This window comes from Hoylesella loescheii DSM 19665 = JCM 12249 = ATCC 15930, from assembly GCF_000378085.1.
GTDB lineage: Bacteria > Bacteroidota > Bacteroidia > Bacteroidales > Bacteroidaceae > Prevotella > Prevotella loescheii.
Window position 1 is genome coordinate 1 of record NZ_KB899225.1, and the last position, 23,893, is coordinate 23,893.

12 protein-coding genes and 1 tRNA gene are annotated in these 23,893 nt (G+C 46.2%); 1 reads left to right on the top strand and 12 read right to left on the bottom strand.

What is annotated here, in order from left to right:
• From F453_RS0112430 to F453_RS0112495, 12 genes are all read right to left on the bottom strand, one after another.
• A partial coding sequence (locus F453_RS0112430; RefSeq protein WP_018968305.1) for a transposase occupies positions 1-456 on the bottom strand: 456 nt, incomplete at its 3' end.
• A 1,096-nt stretch (positions 457-1,552) separates the two neighbouring features.
• Positions 1,553-3,526: a leucine-rich repeat domain-containing protein gene (locus F453_RS0112440; protein ID WP_018968307.1), complete on the bottom strand. Its 1,974-nt coding sequence runs from the start codon at positions 3,524-3,526 to the stop codon at positions 1,553-1,555.
• Between the two features lie 38 nt (positions 3,527-3,564).
• On the bottom strand, positions 3,565-4,998 hold the full coding sequence (locus F453_RS0112445; RefSeq protein WP_018968308.1) for an alpha/beta hydrolase family protein: 1,434 nt from the start codon (positions 4,996-4,998) through the stop codon (positions 3,565-3,567).
• A 400-nt stretch (positions 4,999-5,398) separates the two neighbouring features.
• Positions 5,399-6,040, bottom strand: coding sequence for a DUF2238 domain-containing protein (locus tag F453_RS0112450; RefSeq protein ID WP_018968309.1), 642 nt, complete (start codon positions 6,038-6,040; stop codon positions 5,399-5,401).
• Positions 6,041-6,508: 468 nt separating this feature from the next.
• Positions 6,509-8,515: a TlpA family protein disulfide reductase gene (locus tag F453_RS0112455; RefSeq protein WP_018968310.1), complete on the bottom strand. Its 2,007-nt coding sequence runs from the start codon at positions 8,513-8,515 to the stop codon at positions 6,509-6,511.
• Positions 8,516-8,650: 135 nt separating this feature from the next.
• Positions 8,651-8,732 (bottom strand) — tRNA-Leu (locus F453_RS0112460).
• Positions 8,733-8,944: 212 nt separating this feature from the next.
• On the bottom strand, positions 8,945-10,030 hold the full coding sequence (locus tag F453_RS0112465) for a mannose-1-phosphate guanylyltransferase (RefSeq protein ID WP_018968311.1): 1,086 nt from the start codon (positions 10,028-10,030) through the stop codon (positions 8,945-8,947).
• 306 nt (positions 10,031-10,336) lie between these two features.
• Positions 10,337-12,382: a methionine--tRNA ligase gene (gene metG, locus F453_RS0112470; protein WP_018968312.1), complete on the bottom strand. Its 2,046-nt coding sequence runs from the start codon at positions 12,380-12,382 to the stop codon at positions 10,337-10,339.
• Positions 12,383-14,202: 1,820 nt separating this feature from the next.
• Positions 14,203-14,727, bottom strand: coding sequence for a lipid-binding protein (locus tag F453_RS0112480; protein ID WP_018968313.1), 525 nt, complete (start codon positions 14,725-14,727; stop codon positions 14,203-14,205).
• A gap of 12 nt (positions 14,728-14,739) precedes the next feature.
• Positions 14,740-15,459, bottom strand: coding sequence for a BT_2262 family domain-containing protein (locus tag F453_RS0112485; RefSeq protein ID WP_018968314.1), 720 nt, complete (start codon positions 15,457-15,459; stop codon positions 14,740-14,742).
• Positions 15,460-15,740: 281 nt separating this feature from the next.
• The gene (locus tag F453_RS0112490; protein ID WP_018968315.1) at positions 15,741-17,231 is read right to left on the bottom strand and encodes a SusD/RagB family nutrient-binding outer membrane lipoprotein; all 1,491 of its coding nucleotides are present in this window, start codon (positions 17,229-17,231) and stop codon (positions 15,741-15,743) included.
• A 12-nt stretch (positions 17,232-17,243) separates the two neighbouring features.
• Positions 17,244-20,432, bottom strand: a complete 3,189-nt coding sequence (locus F453_RS0112495) for a SusC/RagA family TonB-linked outer membrane protein (RefSeq protein ID WP_018968316.1) — start codon at positions 20,430-20,432, stop codon at positions 17,244-17,246.
• Positions 20,433-20,898: 466 nt separating this feature from the next.
• Between F453_RS0112495 and F453_RS0112500 the strand changes: the two genes are divergently transcribed.
• On the top strand, positions 20,899-23,862 hold the full coding sequence (locus tag F453_RS0112500) for a PEP/pyruvate-binding domain-containing protein (RefSeq protein WP_026292576.1): 2,964 nt from the start codon (positions 20,899-20,901) through the stop codon (positions 23,860-23,862).
• Positions 23,863-23,893 lie beyond the last annotated feature (31 nt).

The window sequence follows — 23,893 nt, forward strand, 5'->3', positions numbered from 1 at the left end:
GAAGAACCAACCCATAGAGCATTTCCCTCTTTGGGCTATGCCCTTGAAAACTTTGTGAATATGTATTCTTTGATTCTTGCAGACACGCAGTGGTGTACTGTCAACAAAGCTTATACCCGTGCATTTGCCCAGCAGGACCTTCTTGATAAACAAGGTTAAGGGTACGGCTACCTCCCTTTCCAATTCCACTAAACGGTTATAAGAAACAACATTGGGAAACAGATGGCGAAGATGCTTGCATACTTTTTCAAGATAGAAATGCTTAAAGCAGTGATAACCGGAAGCATGGAAAAGAATCATTATCAGCATGACTTCGGCCTTTGACATGGTGGAGCTTCGATGATATTTTCTTTTTCCAATAGGTTTTAGCGTATACTTTGCCGTCATTGCATCAAAAAACTTGCAGAAGTCATCTGCCATACAAAATATTTCAGTAACTTTGTCCTCGGTGATCATGGCGATTTTTGTTCGTAATTATTTGAAAGTTAACACCTTAAAATTACAACAAATTTCGCTAATCACCAAATTTATAGACACTTATAATTCATCGAACTCACGTTAAATAAAGTCATTGGCATGGAATTCACCTACCAAAAGCCCAACCGCGACATGGTAGTTAGGGCAAAGCAAGCCACTAATAGATGTGCCTAAATAAGGCCATTGGCATAAAATTCACCGCAAAAGTCCAACCGTTACGTGGTAGTTGGCGCAATACAAGCCACTAATAGATATACCTAAACAATGCCATTCTCATGCGTCATGCATGATTATCTTTGAACTTGTGTATTTCTTTCTTCATATTATCTTTTCACCTTTTCACCTTTTCACCCTTTCACCTTTCGTTTCCCTGTACTTCCCAAAGCCCAACCGCTAGGTGGTAGTGAACGAAATGGCTCACACCCATAGCTTGGTTGTTACGAAGTTGATTGTTATTTCGAACAAACGCATTATTTGGCCCATCAAACCTCTTCGTCTCATCTTTTCGCTTCATGTCATTGATACTTGCCAATCAAACCTATTAACCCTTGTCAACCCAATAACGATTCTTTCGTGTTCCTTTTGATGGTATTGGCAATCAGATAGTTAAGCTACGCCATTCAATTTTAGCAATTCCTGTGTTGTTCCAGATGATATGGAACAACGTTCCAGACGACATGGAACAATGTTCCGGATGACATGGAATAACGTTCCAGATGACATGGAACGAAGCCGACACAAATATATTGATGTACAGGAAACAAAATGGCGCAAACACAAAGGCAATTAAACGTGACACATTGGATAGGGTACAACCGCCAGACTGTTTAACAACAGATGGCGCTAGGCAAGTAAAACCATCCCCACGCAACGGCTAAGAGACGCATTAAAAAATAACACGGAGACACAAGGAATATCGTGGAGTGGCGGCGATGGCGCAGTTTTCGTACACTTTGCGCATCGCTACATCTCCATATTCTTTGTGTCCCCGTGTGAGAATAACGGTTCGTTGGTTAAGTGGGGGATGGCATTACTTGTTGGTTCTGGTTTCGCCATACACCACCATCTCAAGCCCTTACGGCACCATCAGTTTTTTACCCTTGTGAATGTAAATACCCTTTTGAGGCTTGGTGTTAAAACGAACGCCTTGCAGATTGAACCAAGTATTGTCTTCGTTGGCTGCTTCTGTCGACACTTTCTGTATGCCCGTAGACGCTTCTCCTTCGAATAAAAGTTTCAGGTTTGCACCTGCGTTCTTGTCGCTTAAATGGAAGAAGGCATGGAAGGGAGTGATTTTGGCGTCGTCGGAGGCTTGCACAAAAGTGGTGCCACCTGCTGTTCCATCAGCGTTAAAGGTATAAACAATGCCGTTAAGAAGCTTTTCTTCAGCCAGTTTTTTGATCAAATCCGCCTTATAAACAGCATAGAGGTTATCTTTCTCCAAAGGTTTCGACTCTGCAACTTTGGGGTTTACTTCCACGTTTTCTGCAGAAATCTCAGTTCCATCGGACTCATATATATAAGGAGTGTTGGCCAGCAGCTCGTTTTTTTTAGCAAACGAGGCGACTGTTTCAGTTTCGCTTTGCTTTTTCATACCAGCAAATGCGTAGGCCTTTCCTTGTGGCTTGGCAGCGAAAGGCAACACGAGCGTTTCTTTCTGCTTGCTTTTGAAAGACGAACGATAGAACGTTGCCCGCTCGGCCATAAAGCTATAAGGAAGTTGATAGGCAAGACTTGCTTCGAGGGCCAGTGCGTCGAAACTGTCGTCTAGGTGTATTTTAAAATGGCGGGTGTGGCGTTGTCCGTTATCTTTCGTTAGCACCACGTTGCAATCGCGATAGCTTAGCGCCTGCCCTTTGGGTGCATATACGATGGTGTTTTCGGCAATTCCACCTAAAATAGCATTGCTTTCGCCCTCGCTTAATGGTTTCATCGCCGACAAGTCGAGCGAAACGAGCGCCTTACATTGGGCAAAAGCGTTCTTGGAAAGCGATGCATCAATGCTTGCAGGCAACGCTATGTGATGGAGTTTAACGATTTCTGTACCTTCAAAGAACGTAGACTTTATGCCATTTACGCGAAATTCGGGTTTCCATTTACCGGGGAAAGTGGGGTTGATCACGCTTTCTTTTAAGGCGCTAAACTCGCTGGTCCAAGCCATCTCGTCGCTCTTTTTATAAGCCGAAGCGGTGAAAACGCTAGGATATTGGGCAGCTTGCTCAATTTTGTAAGTGATGTTTTCGGCGGTAAATTCGTCTTGGGGCACCATCGCGTTGATGGGAAGTAGTCCGTTGCAGAAGCTCTTCTTGTCATAGTTTTGTGGTTTTGTGGCAAACCAATGGCTGGCAACGCTTATGCCTTTATCGTGTACAATTGGCACTATATTTCTGTCGAACATATAGAAATCGCACGCTCCAGCACGCAGAAAGGCGTCTTCTTCAACGCTTATCAAACTAGGCGAAAGTACCACTATCTGGAGTTTGCAATCTTGAAAGGCAGCAACGGGGATGGTTGTTATCCGCCAGGGAAGCTGCATTTTGCTATCCGCAAATTGGTTTTCAACGAAAGACTCTTGTCCAATTGTGGCCAAATTTTCGGGCAGAAGGGCATGTTTAAGCTGTTTGCATCCCATAAAGGCGCCTCGACCTATGGCTGTTAGCGAAGCAGGATAACGAACGGAGGCCAGGCTGTTGCAGCCAGAAAAAACCTGTTCGCCTATCTCTTTAATTCCCTCTTCGAGTGTAACCTCGGTGAGTTTGCTGCAAAGGCTAAACGCAAAATTCGCCACTTTGGTTACCTTGTAGCTGCTATTATCGGCAGGGTTTATGATGTTGGCTGGCACAACAAGTTTGCCTTCGGCATACTGACTGATAGCAGCGTTCTTGCCGTTGCCTATCTCTGCGGTTGCATTTCCTGTGACATTAAACCACATCGGAATGGCTTTTCCGTTAAGCATGGCCGTTCCCTTAAATAGCGTTTCCTTATCTAGCGTGTTGGCAGAAAGCTGTGCGCACACTGCAAGAAACAGCAGTAAAATATATTTTTTCATATTGATTCAGTGCTGATGATTTTGTTATCCCAATCCATTTATGGGTTAAACTTGTTCCAAGACTCTTCTCCTCCGGCAATGGCATTAACGCCCATCTCCTCATAACTCTGTCCCAAGATAGCGAAGTAGAAGGACCTTCCGCTACCCCCATGATTACCTTTGTCCGTATAGGTGTACTTGATGATGGTGGGATTTGCATCTGTACGCATCTTTTGATATGCGCTTTCGGCATTGCTGATGGGCACGACCTCGTCTACTTTTGAATGGAAAAGATAGATGGGATGTTTGGGTTTCCACCCTTCGGTAAGGTTGTTTACGGTGAGGGCGGTATATAAGTCGTCGAATTTAGGGTTCTTTTCGGTGGGTTCGCCTTTCATTTTCTTGCTCGTAAACTCAAAAGCGTCGGGGTTAAATATCTCTGATACCTTGATGTATTCTCCCTTCGCGTCTTTTTGGAAGTTGAATGTCTGCTTTAATTTTTTCTGTATTTCGTCGGTGGCCAATTCCTTTTTCTCAATCCATTCAACAATACCCGTGTTGAGAAAGCGCGCATTGAAGTAATCGCTCATGGCGTGTCGGCGCATGTAAGGGTTATAGTCGAGCATGCCCTTGATGATAAGGGGCAGCGCAACGGGCATGTACACCTTGTCTTCAGCGATGTAGGTGCGCAGCGTGGCGATGGGGTCGTAAGGGCCGTCGCCACATACCGAGCCACCCAGTTGCAGGTCGGTATCAAGGAAATTGGTCTCTATAAACCGTTGACAAGCCATGGCAACAGACCCTCCTTGCGAATAACCCACGCAGATAGTTTTCCAATTATCCCTGATTTTAGCTCTGTTTTTCTTACTTGTTTTATAAAGTTCGATACCGTAACGAAGGGCATCCACGCTCTGCCGAGCAGTTATCTCTTGGGCCAGATAGGGGTGTGCCTCGTTTCGGGTGATGCCATATCCTTGATAGTCGGGTAAAATAACCAAGCAGTTGTAGGCCAAGTCAGAAGCACTTTTGTTTTTTGCATGCATGATGAGCATGCCCACGTCGCTTTGCCAAGTGCCTGTTGTGATATACTCGGATGGTGCGCTGGCATTGTCGGTTATGGTGACATGACATCCCAAAATGATATTGTTGATAGGTGTGGTATACTTTGTTGGCATCGCTGCTAAGGCCGTAAGGGTTATAGGTTCGCCTTTGGCGCTGATGCTTGGATAAGTATAGCGGTAGTATTCGTAGCCGTTCCAGTTATTCTTATAATGGTCTTTGTTGTCGTCGTCGAAGCCGTTCCCACGTGTATGTGCCGCGTCTTTGGGGCGTTCGAAAGCTTTAACGCCACGTTCAATAATCTTTGCATCCGTGGCATTTACGCCAGTGCGGATGGTGGAAAAGTCGCGCTGTGCAGCAACAGATACGCTGAAAACGAACGCAACAATTAAGCACAGCTGCCTACAAAGTTTGTTTGCTGAAATCCTGTTCATTTTAATTAGGTGTAATTGATTATGCCAATATCTACTGGTTGGGTTAAAATAATAAAAACATTAATTGTTAATCAGTTTGGCGTAGGCACAATTCAAGCAGCTTAAACAATACTGAATTCATTAGGCGCCATCATCGTAGCTACGCACAATTTGCTTGCAAAGTTCCGAAAAAATATCGAAAGCTGCAAGAAGTATAACGATGTTTTACCGGACATCGAAGTCGTGAATCTCTAGGAGAATGGGCATTTCAATTTGGTAACAGATGTAGTAATGCCCTGCAGAGAGCGGGGAGATGCAGGGTGTGCATAGGGTAATTGATGTTTTAGTTATGCGTTATGATGTATGCCAGAAATTTATATCGCTATATGTGGATAGGGAGAGAGATAGCGTACAAGATCTGTTAGTGTAAGATAACGGTATTAGTTCCTGCTTTTCGTACAGAACGAAACATATAGAAGAGAAGCATCGCTGAAGACCCCAACAGGGCCAACGCCATATCTTTTTGTGCATCCCACATGTCTCCTTGCTGACCATTATAGCTGTCGGCTGCATCTGATGACATAACAATGGTTAGCAGCCATTCAAACAGTTCGTATATCATACTACCCGTTTGAATCATCAGCCAGGCCATAAAAACTGCAATGAAACGTTGTTGTTTAAAGCATTTCTTGCAGACAAAGACTAGGTATGGGAACAGCAATACACCAAAAGAAAAATGCACCAAGCGGTCGTAGTGGTTACGAGGATCTTGAAAGAAACCCGAATCAACTATCCCCAACGAAACCGCAAACTCTTTATAGGGTACGTACGAATAGATATAGCGTGCGCCAATAACGTGCAGGATGGTAAAACATACGAGTCCTACAAACGCCGATATGGGCATTGCTTTCTTAAAAACATCGGTGATTAGTGGAATGAACAATAAAACTGTTCCAATGTGTTGAAGCAGTTGTTCGTGGGGATAAATAGGGTTTATGCATGTTATTATCGTAGCAATTGCCACAAATAGAACAAGCGTAAGTTTTGTTTTGTCTATTTTCATATTGTTTATCTAATATAGCATTTTATCTTTCTCGTTTAGCTAAGGGTGCAGGAACTATGCACATACCCGTTGCAAAATCTTGTAGTTGCAAGGCGAATAGTAAAATAACAACCTTTGGTGGTTTAAACTTTTAGCAGTGCAAATCCTGCTTGTTTCTTGGAGAAACATAATGTAATATGCGAATGAAAGGCTGCCCTCATGATCCAAATGAGTAAGGCCAAACTTGCCTTTGTACATTACTATGCCGAGAAAACAGGCTTCTTGTAGAGTGAGAAAAGGGAAACAGATAGGTCGTGGATAGTGAAATCTGAAACATTTGTTGAACTATAGTGAGTTTTCTAGAACATGCCTTAAGTCTCTCTCAACTTTTTCTAGGATAGAAAAGCACGGTTTAGCCGTCTCTCTTTTCTGTAATCAGCCATTGGTAACAGGTATAGAAAGCAATGGGCAACAGGATGTTCGGCTACGTTACCTTGTTATTACATTAGCATTGTTACTTAAAACCTTTATTAATCGTGCAAGTCCCGCAGGGGTACGAGGATCAATATCCAAGTCCATTATGTTGCCTTCAGGAGAAATCAACCTATATGCGGGATAGGAAGAAAGTTTGATATGTCTCTCAAAAATAGCCTGTTGGTTGGGTGGTAAATTATAGTGCACACAGTTGTCTTCTGTTAACTTGTATTCTTGAATGCAATTTTTCCATGCTTCTACGGGGCTATTGTTGGCAAGATACATAAAAATTACATCGTATGGAGCGAGTGATTTGAACAGTTCTTGGCTATGCGACAGCGCCTCTTTACATGGACCGCACCAGGTTCCCCAAGCATCTAGGAGAATATAATGTCCGCGATAAGGTGATGTTATTTTGTTAAACAACTCTTTCCCATCCTCTATCCCCGACACGTCTGCATTGTTTTTTAGATATTTATCATGCTTTTGGCTCTGCTGTTCAATAGTAAGATATTTTAAATGCTCTTGCATCACAATGTCTTTTGCATAAGCCATTTCAACGTTAGTGTTCAATTCGCACAACAGCGGTTGAGGAAGTGAATGACATTGGCGCTCTATAGTTTTGCAGTAGCGAGCAGCAAGCAGAATATCTTTTAGTTCTTGCGTGCATCCCAACGAGTCGATAGCGAAGTTGTAGCATCTTATATTGTAGGCCTCTATCTCTGTGGCATATTTCTTCGAGAGGCTTTCAAATGCTCTCCAAACATCGCTGTTCTCGTTCTTATATGTTTGGTATATAGTTCTTTTTTCTTCGTCGTTTGTGGTGTTACCAAACTTAATCTGCATCTCTTTATCTATTTTATCCCACCTCGCCAGCATTACCTTCTCCTTGTCGGTTAACCCCATCTTATACATCTTATCTGCATTTTGAAGTGTTTCAGCGAATGTTTTTTCCGTGTAATCATTAAGGAGATCAGTCATAAACCACACCATTTCTCTATATAATGTGGCAGGTTTTGCTGGGTACTTCCAAAAGTTTTGATATAAGTATTCACGAATATCTTGTGGTAATTTAAATGTTGGCGTACTGTATTTTGATTGACTAATAGCGTATGCCACATTATACTTCATACTTGATTGCACATATTCTTTAAAACGATCTGAGAGATTGGGGTTGTCAGCCATTAGTTTCTTGAAACTCTCTTCACTGCGTTGAACATGAATTTTCACTCGTTCCATAAAGTCAGAGAAGGGCTCTCTATCTTCTTTTACTTTCAAATGGGGCACGAAACTAAATCGTAACATCTCATTCTGTAAACGCGCATTCGCCCCCATGAAAAAACGTTCACCAGTTTTGAAGTCACATAAGAGAAAGTAGGTTTCACCAGGTTCAAACACCGACATGATGCGGGCGCGTTGCTGGTCGAGGTAAACTTCAGTAGTGTTGACTAGTGGAAACGTCAGGCGGAAAAAGCCATTGTTGTCTATTTCCGCAGTGCATAATGGATCCTTGTCTGTAAATACGTCAGAATAAACAACATCAAAGTGTTTCTTCTCCGATTTACTTGCGGGCATGTTACGCATCCACCCAACAAGAGTAACCTGTTCTCCATGCTTATAATGTGTATCTTTAATGGGTGAATGGTCTTTTACAGGATAATCTGGCAATTGTTGTGTCGTTATTCTTTGGCAAATGATAGAATGAGAATTGTCAAATACAATCTTTCGTAAGTTGTTTTTCTGTTCAATCACCTCGAGAGAAATGTCTTTTGTCCCATTTGTTATAAGAAAACGATATTTCCCTTTCTTTTGTTCCTTTTGCTTATACTTCCAAAAATGAGCCTTGTAAACCACACCGTCTTCATAAAAGCCAATCGCCCAATCGCCTGTTTTAATGTCTCTCCAATTCGACATGGAAAGCTCACCTATACTATTGTCTAATGCATTAGTTTGCAATAAGTTGCTGGCTAAGAGAAGAACACTATCAAATAGAATAATTGTAAAAAGGAGAAATCTCTTCATGTCAGTGATGTTTCATTTGTGGGGTTGTTGTTTATGTCAAATAGGTTTTTGGAGACTCTCCACTAGTGGTGAACCAAAAAAGAAAGGAAGCAATCATATCTTGTTGATATAAAACTGCTTCCTTTATTATTGTCGTACCCAGACCCGGGGTCGAACCGGGATGGATTGCTCCACTGGTGTTTGAGACCAGCGCGTCTACCGATTCCGCCATCTGGGCTTAGCGAGTGCAAAGGTACATATATTTTTCGAACAAGCAAAGGATTTCGTTAAAAAACTCATGACGAAGCGTTTTTGGGCCGAATGCATAGGTGGCTGTGGGGGAATTCACGATGATTGCGATCAAATTAACGATGAACGTGGCCAGACTAAGCACCGATAGGATTTACCAATACTGATGATAATGGCCGAATTATAGACTAACAGACTTGTCTAGACAAAGCCTTCGCCCTTTTTCAGCATCACCTCGTTAACGTATTTGCGTACCTTAGCCGACGAATCTTCTTTTTTGCAGATCAGCAAAACGTTGTCTTTCTCTACCACGATAAAGCCTTCTAGCCCGTTTATCACACCCAGTTTACCTTTGGGGAGCTTAATGATGTTGTTGCTGCTATCCTCTAAAATCACGTCGCTATCTATCACCACGTTGTCGTTTTCGCCCTTTTGCATCGCCTCGTACATGCCATGCCACGTGCCGAGGTCAGCCCATCCGAAGTGGCATTGCATAACAAACACATCGTTGGATGATTCTAATATGCCGTGCTCGATAGAGAGATTGGGATAGAGTGGGAAGTTCTCGTGAATGAAGAGGGCTTCTTCGTGGGCGTCGAACTCGGGATTGTCGGCATCATATTGTCTAAGAACAGGTGGCAATAGCTCGCTGAAACGAGTGAAGGCAAAGCGTGCATTGAACAGGAAAAGTCCTGTATTCCAATAAAACTCACCACTTTGCATAAACACGCGGGCGAACTCGCGGTCAGGTTTTTCGGTAAACGACTGCACTTCGAACACATCGTCTTCCACTGCTTTACCCATCTGTATGTAGCCATATCCCGGTTCGGGGCGCGTCGGTTTCACGCCCAACGTAAGCATACCATCGTTTTTCGACACGAAGTCTAATCCGCGAATGATGTCACGCTGAAAAGCTTCTTCGCCTTGAATAGCCTGATCCGAGGGCGTTACCACAAGGTTTGCCTCGGGACATAGACGAAAAACGCGGTGCGAAGCCCATGCCACACTTGGTGCCGTGCTTCGATAAATTGGCTCGGATAAAATGTTTTCGGGTGGCAATTCAGGTAGTTGATTGCGCACAATGTCGGCGTAAGTTTCGTTGGTACTCACCAATATATGCGAAGGGTCTATCAGTTGCGCAAAACGATCGAACGTTTGTTGCAACTGACTTCTGCCCACTCCGAAGAAGTCTACGAATTGTTTTGGGAAAGCCATACGGCTGTAAGGCCATAGGCGAAGTCCTCGGCCACCTGCCAATATCAGGCAATAGTTGTTGTTAGTGTTCATTTTATCAGACGTGTTGGTTTCACGGACGAAAGGTATGAAAAAACTTCAAGCCCGCCAAACAATCAAAGGTTATTTATCCTCAATTAACAAGTAGTCTATGTTTTGGCCTCACCCCCAACCCCTCTTCAAGGGGAGAGGGGAGTAGTATGCCCTGCTATTGCATGGTGCGTAAAGTAAAAGGCTGAATGTTCTGCATCGTTAGCTTTACCGCCGCACTACATATCACCCCCCTCTCCCCTTGGAGAGGGGTTGGGGGTGAGGCTGGTATGGGGTTGGCTGAGGCCAGTTGTTTGGCCCTATTTCTTCCTATCCTACTTGACTTCCTGCCTTCACTTCTTTCATCAGTGATAGTAGACTCAGTCCGCCGTCGTAATTTTCGGCAGAGAGAATCATACCTTGACTTTCGATGCCCATCAGCTGTCGGGGAGCCAAGTTGGCGATAAACACCACGTCGCGACCCACCAATTCTTCAGGCTCGTAGAACTTAGCGATACCGCTAACGATGGTACGAGGCGTGCCGCTACCGTCATCAAGCGTGAATTTAAGCAGTTTATTAGCCTTCTTTACCTTTTCGCAAGCAAGGATGCGACCCACTCGAAGGTCCAGCTTCTCAAAGTCGGCGAAATCCACCACAGGCTTAATCTCCTTGGCCTTATACGTTTCGGCTTCGTTAGCCTTTTTGGTATCGGCCAGCTTTTTCAGTTGAGCCTCAATGGCATCGTCCTCTATTTTCTCGAACAGCAGCTCGGGTTCGGCCAGCTGATGCCCTGGTTTCAGTATCTCGGTGTTGCCCAACGCGTTCCAGTCTACCCCTTCCATGTTGAGCAAACGACGCAATTTGGCACTGCTAAATGGCAAGAACGGCTCGAAGGCGATGGCCAAGTTGGCCACCAATTGCAGCGATATATAAAGGATGGTTTCAACCCTTTTGGGGTCGGTCTTCCACACCTTCCACGGCTCGCACTCGGTGATATACCTGTTACCGATGCGCGCCAGCACCATGGCCTCTTTCTGTGCATCGCGGAATTTGTAGGTATCGAGCAAGCTTTCCACCTTCTCTTTCACGTCTTTAAACTCGTCAAGAGCCTGTTTATCCACATCGTTCAGTTCGCCACAGGCAGGCACACGACCGTCGAAATACTTCTTCGTAAGCTGCAAAGCCCTGTTAACGAAGTTGCCATACACAGCCACCAGCTCGTTGTTGTTACGCTCCTGGAAGTCTTTCCACGTAAAGTTGTTGTCTTTTGTTTCGGGCGCGTTGGCCGTTAGCACATATCTCAGCACATCTTGCTTACCTGGGAAGTCCTCCAAATACTCGTGCAGCCATACGGCCCAATTCTTCGAAGTGGATATTTTGTCGTCTTCCAGATTAAGAAACTCGTTTGATGGAACGTTTTCGGGCAGAATATAGCCGCCATGTGCTTTAAGCATCACGGGGAAAACGATGCAATGAAAAACGATATTGTCTTTGCCAATGAAGTGCACCAAGCGTGTTTCGGGGTCTTTCCACCATTTTTCCCATGTATCGGGCAACAGCTCTTTGGTATTCGAGATATAGCCGATGGGCGCATCAAACCACACGTACAGCACCTTGCCTTCTGCTCCTTCTACAGGTACAGGAATACCCCAATCCAAGTCGCGGGTCATGGCTCGTGGCTGCAAGTCTATGTCCAGCCAGCTTTTGCATTGCCCATACACATTGGGTCGCCACTCCTTATGCCCTTCCAAAATCCACTCTTTCAGCCAGTCTTGGTATTTGTCTAGGGGCAGATACCAGTTCTTGGTTTTCTTCAACACAGGTTGCGAACCGCTGATGGTAGAGCGTGGGTGCAGCAATTCGGTAGGCGAAAGGTCGCGTCCACACTTCTCGCACTGGTCGCCATATGCCCCTTCGTTGTGGCAATGCGGGCATTCGCCCGTTATATAGCGGTCGGCCAGAAACTGATGAGCCTCCTCGTCATAATATTGTTCGGTTTCTTTCTCCAGCAGTTTGCCGTCTTCATATAGCTTCTTAAAGAAGTCGCTGGCCAACTGATGGTGTGTCGGCGAGGTCGTTCGGCTGTAAATGTCGAACGAGATACCGAAGTCTTCAAAACTCTTTTTTATCATGGCGTGGAACCTGTCTACCACGTCTTGCGGACTAACGCCCTCTTTTCGTGCCCTGATCGTAATGGGCACGCCGTGTTCGTCGCTACCTCCGATAAACACCACGTCCTCTTTTTTCAGTCGCATGTATCGTGCGTAGATGTCGGCAGGCACGTAAACGCCAGCCAAGTGTCCGATGTGCACGCCGCCGTTTGCGTATGGCAAGGCGGCTGTGATGGTGGTTCGCTTGTATTGTTTCTGTTCCATTGTGCTATATATAATAATGTGTACTAACCCTTTGTCACCCTTATGTGTTTGGATAACATTGGGTAAAAGCACTGCAAAAGTACAAAAAAAATGCGGCATGTATTTGTTTTGGGGCGCGAAACTTAGATTTAGGTAGACAGTAATGGGTAAAACTTGATATCTTTGGTTTACGCTAAATGGGCAACACCCTGCCTCAAACGAGAGCATGGCTGGGTAATTCTCCTGCGAGGCAAGATTGTGTTTTGTAAAATATACAGACGTGTTTTTAACATTGTGAGTAGGCGTCTAGCCCACCAATACCACATCGGTTGGCAAATAATCGATTCTCGCGAGGGGTACGATTGGCGCAAAACAGCATATTACAAGCAAAGGCGTGACTAACGTTTCTTTTTCTTACCAATCGCTCCTTCTAACTTACTATCAGGCGGAAACACAGATCGAAACTACCTCATTATGGCTTTTCGCCCGTGCGTTTTTGATGATATTTGGATGATTTCCTTATGTAGGGCAATGACGTTTTTGCTTGTTTTTGATGACATAAACAAGGAAGTATTTGATGTGCATTAACATTTATCAAGCCGTTCAGCTTAATCTTGGCGTATGGCATATATGCACACGGCAGCCGACAGCTTGCTGATTGTAGCGAACTAATAGTTCTTTGGCCCAGCTAAAGCTATGTTGGAAGGGTGTTCCACATAAGTTGGAAGGGTGTTCCATGTAAGTTGGAAGGGTGTTCCACATAAGATGGAACAATGTTCCATATAACAAGTAACGCGAGTACCTCTTAGTGATAACAGCTCAAGAGCATCAATTTGCGAACGTGTTCGTTAGACGATTGGCGGGTGCAAAAACAACTTATGCAATGACAAAGATAATTGTTGGCGCGGCTTTTGCTCGTTGGAGGATAAAGGAATGACACCCCCTTTTATGTGTTTTATCAACTTTAGCTTTTCTAGAAGAGGGGGTCTCGGAATGTCATTTTGTAAATATTAATTACTTGACTTAACAAAGTAAGGGCGTGAGTGTGATTTATTGTTGGCAGTAATGAAACAAATTACTCGTAACAACCCATGTGCGCACAAGTGGCGTTGCGCCATCTACCGCGTAGCGGTTGGGCTTTTGGAAAGGCAGGGAAACGAAAAGTGAAAGGGAGAAAAGGTGAAAAGATAATATGAAGAAAGAAAAACACAAGCTCAAAGATAATCATGCATGACGCATAAAACGAGGCCATGCCGTCACGTGACAGATATAATAGGTCTGCTAGAGAAAACAGATAACCCGCAACAACCCATGTACGCGCAAGTGGCATTGCGCCAACTACCACGCAGCGGTTGGTCTTTTGGGGTGAATTACATGCCAATGGCATTGATTGGGTACATCTATTAGTGGCTTGTATTGTGTTATTTACCGCATAGCTGTTAGTCTTTTGGTAGGGCAGCTCCATGCCAAAGGCATTGTTTAAACATATCAATTAGTGGATTGCATTGCGCCAACCAATACGCGGTAGTTGGCATAATAGTCATTATTCGTATTGTAGACTTGCCCAAAACGCGTGGCATCTTATCCCCCATTTGTATAATATTCAACAAAGATTGCTTGTTTCCTAAAACGCCAAAAGGGGATGCGCCATACGGCACATCCCCTCAACATGAATCAAAAATTTAAACACAGCGTATTTAAAGAGAATTAATGCGTTAGGTTTAAGCGGGCTATGCAGACTTGCACCATAGCTTGTAGACTAATCAGTTTATAGTCTTATCAGCCTGGCTTCATCTTTTTATTTGTTCACCTTTTCATCCTTTCACCTTTTTCACCTTCAATCATTCGGTGAATCCGGTGTGCCTCGTGCCAGTTACACGATAGGTTTTGGCGGGACTATCGGTGCTGAATTGCACATTAAACACGATGCTATCTACAGGTAATCCATGCAGATTGCGACCCTGTCCTTCAAGAACCTTACCCTCGGTGATAGTTGCCAACGTGGGAGAATCCTTGTTGGGATCGTTGTACATCGCCTTTACGTTTTGACAAGAAAAGGTTCGTGCACCGTAATTGATGGGCGTAACAAGTTGCATACTCCATTTCTTGGGTACGCTGACGTTCACCCACATCTTGTCGTCAACGTTTTCTACGGTGTTATAGGTTTGTAGGCTATAGGTGCGACTTCCGAAAACGTTCGGCGTAAGCGTACCGTCGGCGTTCACTTCGTGTACACGCACATCCCAAAAGCCCGCCATTTGTTCAACGGCAGTTCCTCCCGGCTTCTCATTGGTTTCAACGTCGCAAGCCACAAAGCCCACTAGGGCAATGGCAGCAGTGGCCAAATGTATGATGTATTTTCTCATAATCGTTGCTTTTTATTTGTTCAACACAATTGTGTAGGTGTTACCTTGATAGGTAACTTTCCACGTGAGCACACCTTTCTTCGCATCGTAAGAGGTGTCGGAGAAGTTGTCTAGGGCCACTTCCTTACCAGCGATGTTCACCGAATAAGGCTTAAAGCTACCATCGTCTGCCACCAGCAACAACGCTTCAATCTCGTCCGAGCTTCCCGTTGGCGTGTTGGCCGCCTTCATGGCAGCATTATATCCGCCCAGCAAGTCGCTAACCGAGAACAGGCCAGTGGCCAATTGGGTTACGCTGACAGTGCTTTTCGTAAACGTTTGCTCTTTGCCGTTGGCGTCTACGCACTTTGTCCCCGCCGCGGTGATGTATGTTCCCGATATCTTAACGGTTGCATCGGGATTACAAACGGCCACCGTTCGTTGTGCAGTAGCCTTGACACCATCGGGTGTGGCACAGCTGTATGTTATGCCATAGAGTCCTGGCTTGTTGGTGTCTACCGCATCTAGGCCAGTAACCACCATGTTTGCCGAGTAGTCTTTCCCCATATATGTGGGCATACAACCAGGGTCTTCGTATTTAAAACCAACCGCCACTTCTTCCATTTCATCACCTTGCATGTTCATGAAGATGATGTGGTGCACGGTAGAGTCGGTCTTTTCATCGTCGCTACATGCACCCAAGGTAAACGCGAGTGCCAGTGCAGGCAATAGGTTGATGATATATTTCTTCATTGTTTTTTGCGTGTTATGCGTTATTATAAAGCGAAACCAGCCTCACCCCCAGCCCCTCTCCAAGGGGAGAGGGGAGTGATATGCGTTTTTGTTTAAGAGGGTCTATGGTCATGCTATGGTTTATGTTGGTGCGTTATACAAACTTATAAGTTTGTGATTTAGCGAGTTTACAGGTTGAAGGAATCACGAGTTGATGAGTTGACAAAAGCCTTTGGCTTAACTCCTTAACTTCTTCACTCTTTTACTCCTTTATTCCATTACTCCTTTACTCCTCAAAAAAATCACTTCACATCCCAGAAAACGGGGTCGCTCAGTTTCTTTTCGGGGGGCGTATTAGTCTTGTTATACTTACGCGCATCCTGTGGGTAAGGAAGTCGTTTGGCCAATCCACCCACCTGAATGTGGTTCACGGCAGGCACAATTAGTTCGCCCGGAGTATAAGCATCGCCATCGAATATCTGCTTAGCAGTCTTCGTACTGGTCTTAGGAACATCGGTGCGCCTAATCTCCGACCATGCTTCCATGTGGTTGCACATAAAGAATGCCGCCCACTTCTGCATGTAAACGAGATGGAGTTGTTCGTCGGTGGTCTTGCCATCGAACTTGACTGCATCTGTTTTCAAGAAAGCCGCAGCCTTGCCTTCCATTCCCCTAAAAGCGAAGTCGGCAGTTACTCCAGCCTCGTAAGCCTCTTTAGCCTTGGCTGCATCGTTGTTAAAACGCAGTTGAACCTCGGCTAGAAGGAAGTTTAGTTCACTGGCAGAGAAAACGTATACTGGCTTCGCAGCCATCACACCAATACCAATGCGACTCACATTCTCGTTTTTCCAACCCAAATTGTTACGCCATTCTTTCATCGACACTTTCGAACCAGGCAACTGTCCTACATAGTTACCAGTACTCATTTTAGCAATGGCGTAGCTTATGCGTGGGTCGTTGTTGGCCTTATAGTATTCTACAATGGGGTAAGCGGCGGCAAAGTTATTGGCACGCAGGGCAAAAATAGCACCATACCAGGGGTTGTATTGCTTTTCGGCATTGGTATAAACGTCGAATTTTACGTCGCCCTTGAAAAACGCGTTAGCTGCAACCAGGTCTTTCACCTTCTGTGTATAGCTAGCCACATCTATGCCACCATCGATGAAACGCATGTAAATGCGCAGGCGCAAGGCGTTGGCGAAACCCTTCCATTGACTTAATTTCTTGCCCATCAATGGGTCGTCTAAGTTCATGCTTGCATCACCTAGATTGGCTTCTGCCTTATCCAGCTCGTCTAACACACCCATAAGAACGGTCTTTCCGTCTTCCCATTTGGGCGTGGGGTTGGCTTGTCCCATAAGCGCTTCAGAGTAAGGTGCGTCGCTAAAGTTATCAACGATGAGCTGAAATGCCCATACCCTAAGTACGGTACATACGTAATGGTTGGCCTTGTTGGGGCTTTTCTCCATTATCACTTGCAGGTCTTTCAGCGCACCAGCATAGAGCATACGATAGCATCGGTCGAAAATGCTGCTACTTTCGTCGATGTTCAGCTCGGCCAAGTTGTTGTATTGGTTTTGCTCCGGACGCTGTTCGAAATACTGCGAGAAGAACCCTGCGTAGGTGAACATTTGGTCGCCCAGTACGTCGGCGATAGCATTTTCGGCCGAAGGTAACATCTTCTCGGGCGTAACCTGTGGCCCTGACGGATAGTTGGGGTCGTCGTTTATGTCGAGATTGCAGCTATTTAATGCCACAAGAGCAACAGCCGCAAGAGTTATTAACTTTTTCATAATGCTGCGGGTTTAGAATTTAACGGAGACGTTGAAGCCGAACTTGCGCGAGCTAGGATTAGCCGACCACTCACCGAAGTTACCTTTAAGGTCGTTGCCAAACGAGGTTAGCTCGGGATCTACAAAGGTATTCTCGGCTGGTGTCCAAAGGAAGAGGTTGTTGCCGAAGGCCGACAGCCGCACGTCGGTTAGGAAAGTGCTGGCTATCCACTTCTTAGGCAGTGCCCAACTGAGCGTTATGGCGCGCAACTTAATATACGATTTGTCGATCAGATCGCCTGCTCCCATCTCCAAACCGCCATTGTTCCAGAAGTTATAAATATTGGAAGCGTTGAGCGGTGTGGTGTTATCTTCGTACACGGGTTTGCCTTGTACATCGGTACCCGTTTGTACAACGGTGTTTGGAACAATCCATGGATTGCGGCTGTTATAGGCCGTTTGCATAGCGTTACCCGTAAAATAGCTGACGCTTTTGGTGCGCGAGTACATCTTTCCACCCTGACGTATGTCTACGTCTACCGAAAGACTTACGCCCTTATAGGTAAAGGTGTTGTTGATACCCATGGTGTATTTGTAGTTCATACTTCCCACAAACTGCTGGTTGGGATCGCGTATGGGCAGGCCTTGGTTGTCTACCACGACCTTTCCTGTTGCGGGATCGCGCAGCGGTACGTATGCTTTGAACACGCCTAACTCTTTTCCCACCTTGGCATAAAGCCCCACTCCACCACTTAGTCCGAATATATATGACTCGCCACCCAGTTCTTCGGGCAGGCTGATAACCTTGCTCCAGTTCTTGGTGAAGTTCCAAGTTACGTCCCAAGCAAAGTCTTTCAGCTTCACGGGCGTTCCACTAACCACCAACTCCACACCACGGTTGCGTATCTCTCCAAGGTTCATGTTTTGGTAAAGATAGCCCGAAGCGGCATCCATATCGAGACTAAATATCTGGTGATCGCTGGTTCGGTTGTAGAACGAAGCGTCGAAACTGAGCCTGTTATTAAAGAAAGCCATGTTCAATCCCACTTCTAACTCAGTGGTCATCTCAGGACCTAGCGTGCTACTACCAAGTGTATTGCCAACGCTATACGAGTTCCAATTGCCATTGGTAAATGGGAAACGGCTTTCGAACCATCCACTACTGTTAGAAAGTCCTTGTCTATATACCGTTGCCGTCATATAAGGCAGGGCGTCGTTACCCGTTTTTCCCCATGCAGCACGTAGCTTGGCGTAACTAATGGTTTTCTTAACGTTCTCTGGAAGTACTTCAGAGAATATCCAACTAGCTGTTGCGCCGGGATAGAAATACGAGCGGCTGCCACGTGGAAGCGTTGACGACCAGTCGTTTCGGGCAGTAACAGTGAGGTAAAGCATATTCTTAAACGCCACCTCGGCCTGTCCTAACACGCCCATCAGTCGTTGAGTGCGCTGTTCACCATCTATTGTTGGTTTGTCGGCCGTGTTCGCCAAGTTGAACCAAGTGGGTATGGTGAGGTTCGTTATCTCCGTATCTTGGTAGTTATACTTACGCTCGTTGCCATTGAAACCTGCCAAAACGTTGAGGTGCCAATCATCCGTCATATCCTTGTCGAAAGTAAGCAGCACGTCTTGGTTTATCTCTCGACGTCGGGTTGTTCGCTCACTAACTCGCCCGGTTAGACTGCGTAGCGCGTCTTCCCAGTTAGGTGTGCCCTCAAACAGTGCCGACATATTGGGCTCACCCACGTCACGGTGTTCGGTACTGGTGTCTAGTCCAAAGCGATAGGTAAGCTTAAAGTATTTCAAGAAGTCGTAATCCAGCTGCAGCTTGCCATAGAAGCGCTCGCTTTCGAACTCGTTCTTATAATTCTTCAGAATGTAATAGGGGTTGGTTACACCATAAGGCGTGTAGTAATAACCCGGTGTGTTGAAGGGGTTACTAAGGTCAGCCAACTCGGTTATGCTGATGTCGCGTGGCGTCTGCATAATGGTGTTGTACATCGAACCTAGCCCCTGACCCGTAGACACGAAGTTGTTACGTTGGTAGGCATAGTTAAGTGATGTGCTGAACGTAAGGTTGTTCACCTTATGACTTGCCCTAGCCGAGAACGTGTACTTGTTATAGCTGTCGGCATTGGTAGGAATGATACCGTCTTGACTTATCTGCGACAGACTGAGGAAGAAGTTGCTCACGTCTGTTGCACCGTTGAGCGATACGCTGTTGCTGTATCGGTAACCTGTATCGAAGAAGTCGCGCACGTTATTTTTTATGGGCACGTAGCTCTTAAAGTTCTGTGTGCCTTCGTAAACGTTACCGTAGCGCAGCCACGAACCATCGAAACGCGGTCCCCACGAACCGTTTTCAAGGTCGGTTTTGTTGCCATACCAACCCATACCAAAGTCGTTTTGCATCTGCGGTAGGCGTAAGAGCGTTTCCCATTGCATGCCACCGTTATACTCTATACCCAATCCCTTTTGGGCTTTCTTACCCGTTTTGGTGGTAATAAGGATAACGCCGTTGGCTGCACGACTACCATACAGGGCCGTTGCGGCTGCTCCTTTAAGGATGGTCATGCTTTCCACGTCGTCGGGATTCACTGCACTGGCACCATTACCGAAGTCGTAACAACGGCTAAGGTTACGATCGCTAGCAACCGCTTCGTTGGTCAATGGCACACCATCGATAACGTATAGTGGCTGGTTGGTGCTGCCCAACGAGCTGATACCACGCACAATAACCGACTTCGACGAACCTGGGTCGGACGAAGAACTGGATATTTGCACACCCGCTACCTTGCCCGAGAGGCTCGACATGATGTCATTGGTACGTGCTGCGGCAATCTCATCGCCCTTAACGGCTGTTGCCGAGAAGCCCAGAGCTTTGGCCGAGCGTTTAATGCCCATAGCCGTTACCACCACTTCGCCTAACGTTGTGTTGAGCGGTTCCAGCATAATGCGCAGGTTATCCTTAGCCGTTACGTCGACTGCTTTCATGCCTGCCGACGAGATACGTAGCTTCGCACGTTCGGGTACGGTAAGGGTAAACTGTCCATCAACGTTGGTAACCGTGCCTTGACCAGTGCCTACTACAACAATGGAGGCGCCAATTACAGGCTGTCCGTCTTCAGAACTAATTACCGTTCCAGAGATTTTCACTTGGGCCACGGCAGCTCCCACACATAAGAAGAGGCTGGCCAATAGCAAAGTAAACCTTTTTCCCATAAATTTTCTCTCATTAGTTATTATTAATGCAACCCTTCTCGGTTGCCGTATTGATTATCCAGTACAGAAGGATGGCTAAATGCCGTGTGTTCGATTTACAAGAGTTTAATGAATATTGCAAAGCTAGGAAAAATTTAAACACCCTCCAAATATTTTGCAACTAAAAATCTAATTATGGTTGATTTTTGCTATAAAACGGATAAATATTATATCAAGATGCAATGTTTGCGCACACATTTGATATCAATAAGCACTCTTTTGCATTTCATTTTACTTCCTTTTTATCGCTAAATTTGATATTCATTTTGTCGTTTTTACTCGCTTATCATAGAACAACGCACAACTTCTTCACAAATGTTTTGGGTGTTCGGGCGTATTATTTTAATTTTGTATGGCTGCAAATATCAACCGCAAGGCTGCCGACTTAAGCCTCCGCAGCATGCTCCACACGATAAAACAGAACGATATGGATAACAAGATACCCCAAGAGTGGAACGACATTCTGCTCAAAGACGTCACCTTCATCGACCTGATGAAGCACCGTATATATAATGTGCTCATCGTGGCCAATCCCTACGATGCCTTTATGCTGGAAGACGATGGCCGCATCGACGAGAAGATTTACAACGAGTACGTGGAGCTGGGGCTACGTTATCCACCCACGTTCAAACAGGTAAGCACCGTAGAAGAGGCCGAAGAGGTGATGCAGAGCATGAGTGTAGACCTGGTTATCTGCATGCCAGGCAATGCCGACAACGATGCCTTCGCTGTTGCGCGTGCAGTGAAAGACCGTTTTCCCATGGTGCCTTGCGTGGTGCTTACGCCTTTCTCGCACGGCATAACACGCCGTATGCAAGACGAAGACCTCAGCATCTTCGACTACGTTTTTTGCTGGCTGGGCAACACCAACCTTATTCTTTCCATCATCAAGCTCATCGAAGACAAGATGAATGTGGAGCACGACATCGAAGAAGCAGGCGTGCAGATGATTCTGCTCGTAGAAGACAGCATCCGTTTTTACTCTTCCATCCTACCCAACCTATACAGTTATATCCTCGTTCAGAGTAAGCGTATCTCCACCGAAGCTCTTAACCGTCACGCCGCTGCATTGCGAATGCGCGGCAGGCCAAAGGTGGTATTGGCCCGAACCTACGAAGAGGCCATGGCCTATTACGACAAATACCACGATAACACACTGGGCGTCATCAGCGATGTACGCTTTCCCAAGGATGGCGTCAAAGACCCCGAGGCAGGCCTTAAGTTGCTGCGCGAGATACGCCGACGCGACGAATACGTGCCGCTAATTATGGAAAGTGCAGAGGCCAACAACCGCGCTAAGGCCGAAACGGAGGGTTTTCGCTTCGTAGACAAGAACTCGAAGAAGATGAGTCTTGACCTACGCCACCTGATGGAAGAACACATGGGCTTCGGCGACTTTATCTTTCGCGACCCCAAGACACGTAAGGAGGTTGCACGCATTGGGTCGCTCAAACAGCTGCAAGACAACATCTTCAACATCCCTTACGACTCGATGCTCTTCCACATCAGCCGAAACCATGTTAGCCGATGGCTCTCAGCCAGGGGAATCTTTCCCGTTTCGGCTTTTCTCAAAGGCGTAACGTGGCACAAATTAAAGGATGTCGACGCCCACCGACAAATTATCTTCGAGGCCATTGTGCGCTATCGCAACATGAAAAACCTTGGCGTGGTGGCCGTGTTCGACCGCATGAAGTTCGACCGTTATGCCCACTTCGCACGTATCGGCGACGGCTCGCTAGGCGGAAAAGGGCGCGGATTGGCCTTTCTCGACAATGTTATCAAGCGCCATCCCGAGTTCAACAGCTTCCCTGGCGTGAAGGTACACATACCCAAAACCGTTGTGTTGTGTACCGACTTCTTCGACCAGTTCATGGAGCAAAACAACCTTTACCAAATCGCTCTCAGTGATGCCAGCGACGACGAGATACTGCACCATTTCCTTGCAGCGCAGCTCCCCGATAGCCTTAAAGCCGATTTCACCACCTTTTTCGAGGCTACACGCTGCCCCATAGCCGTGCGTTCCAGCTCGTTACTCGAAGATGCACACTACCAACCCTTTGCCGGCATATACAGCACGTATATGATTCCATACGTAGAAGATGCCGAAGTGATGCTCCGCCTCTTAGCTTCAGCCATCAAGGGCGTATATGCTTCGGTGTTTTATAAGGACTCCAAGGCCTACATGTCGGCCACTAGCAACGTCATCGACCAAGAAAAGATGGCCGTAATACTACAAGCCGTGGTAGGCAAAGACTACGACGGACGATTTTACCCCAACATCAGCGGTGTGCTTCGCTCCATCAACTATTACCCTGTTGGCGACGAACGAACCGAAGACGGCATTGCCAACCTTGCCCTAGGATTGGGAAAATACATCGTGGATGGCGGTCAGACACTCCGCGTTAGTCCATATCACCCCAACCAAGTGCTACAAACAAGCGAGATGGAAGCGGCACTGCGCGACACACAAACGCAATTCTACGCTCTCGACACCAAGCATCTTGACACCGACTTTACCGTAGACGACGGTTTTAACATGCAGGAACTGGGTGTGAAGGAGGCAGAAGCCGACCGTTCGTTGCACTTTATCGCCGCCACATACGACCCCAACGACCGCATCATTCGCGATGGCCTTTACGATGGCGGACGCAAACTTATCACCTTCGGCGGTGTGCTCAGGCACGATGCTTTCCCTCTTCCACAAATCATGCAGATGGCCATGCGCTATGGTGAAGAGGCCATGAAGCGACCCGTGGAAATAGAATTTGCCTGTAACATAAATCCCGATCGCACGGGCGAATTTAACCTTTTGCAAATCCGACCCATCGTAGACTCGAAGCAAATGCTCGACGAAGACATTACCGCCATTCCCGATGAGCGATGTCTGCTGCGCTCGCACAACTCGCTGGGGCATGGCGTAAGCGACGACGTAACCGACGTGGTGTATGTTAAATACGATGATAACTTCTCGGCTGCCGACAACTATCGCGTGGCCGAAGATGTGGAACGCATCAACAATAGCTTTCTTGGCACCGACCGCAACTACATTCTCGTAGGACCAGGACGTTGGGGTTCGAGCGACTTTTGGTTGGGCGTACCCGTAAAATGGCCACATATCAGTGCGGCACGTGTCATTGTCGAGGTGGCGTTGAAAAACTATCGGGTAGACCCGAGCCAAGGTACGCACTTCTTCCAAAACCTCACTAGCTTCGGCGTTGGCTACTTCACGATAGACACCAATATTCCCGATGGACTCTTCCGCAAGGATATTCTCGATGCCATGCCTGCCATAGAAGAAACCCAATACGTACGACACGTACGCTTTAACCGTCCTTTGCGCATACTGATGGATGGGATGAAGGGAGAAGGCGTTGTGGTGAAAGGCCATTAAATGATAAAAACAATGAGCTAAATGGCAATCA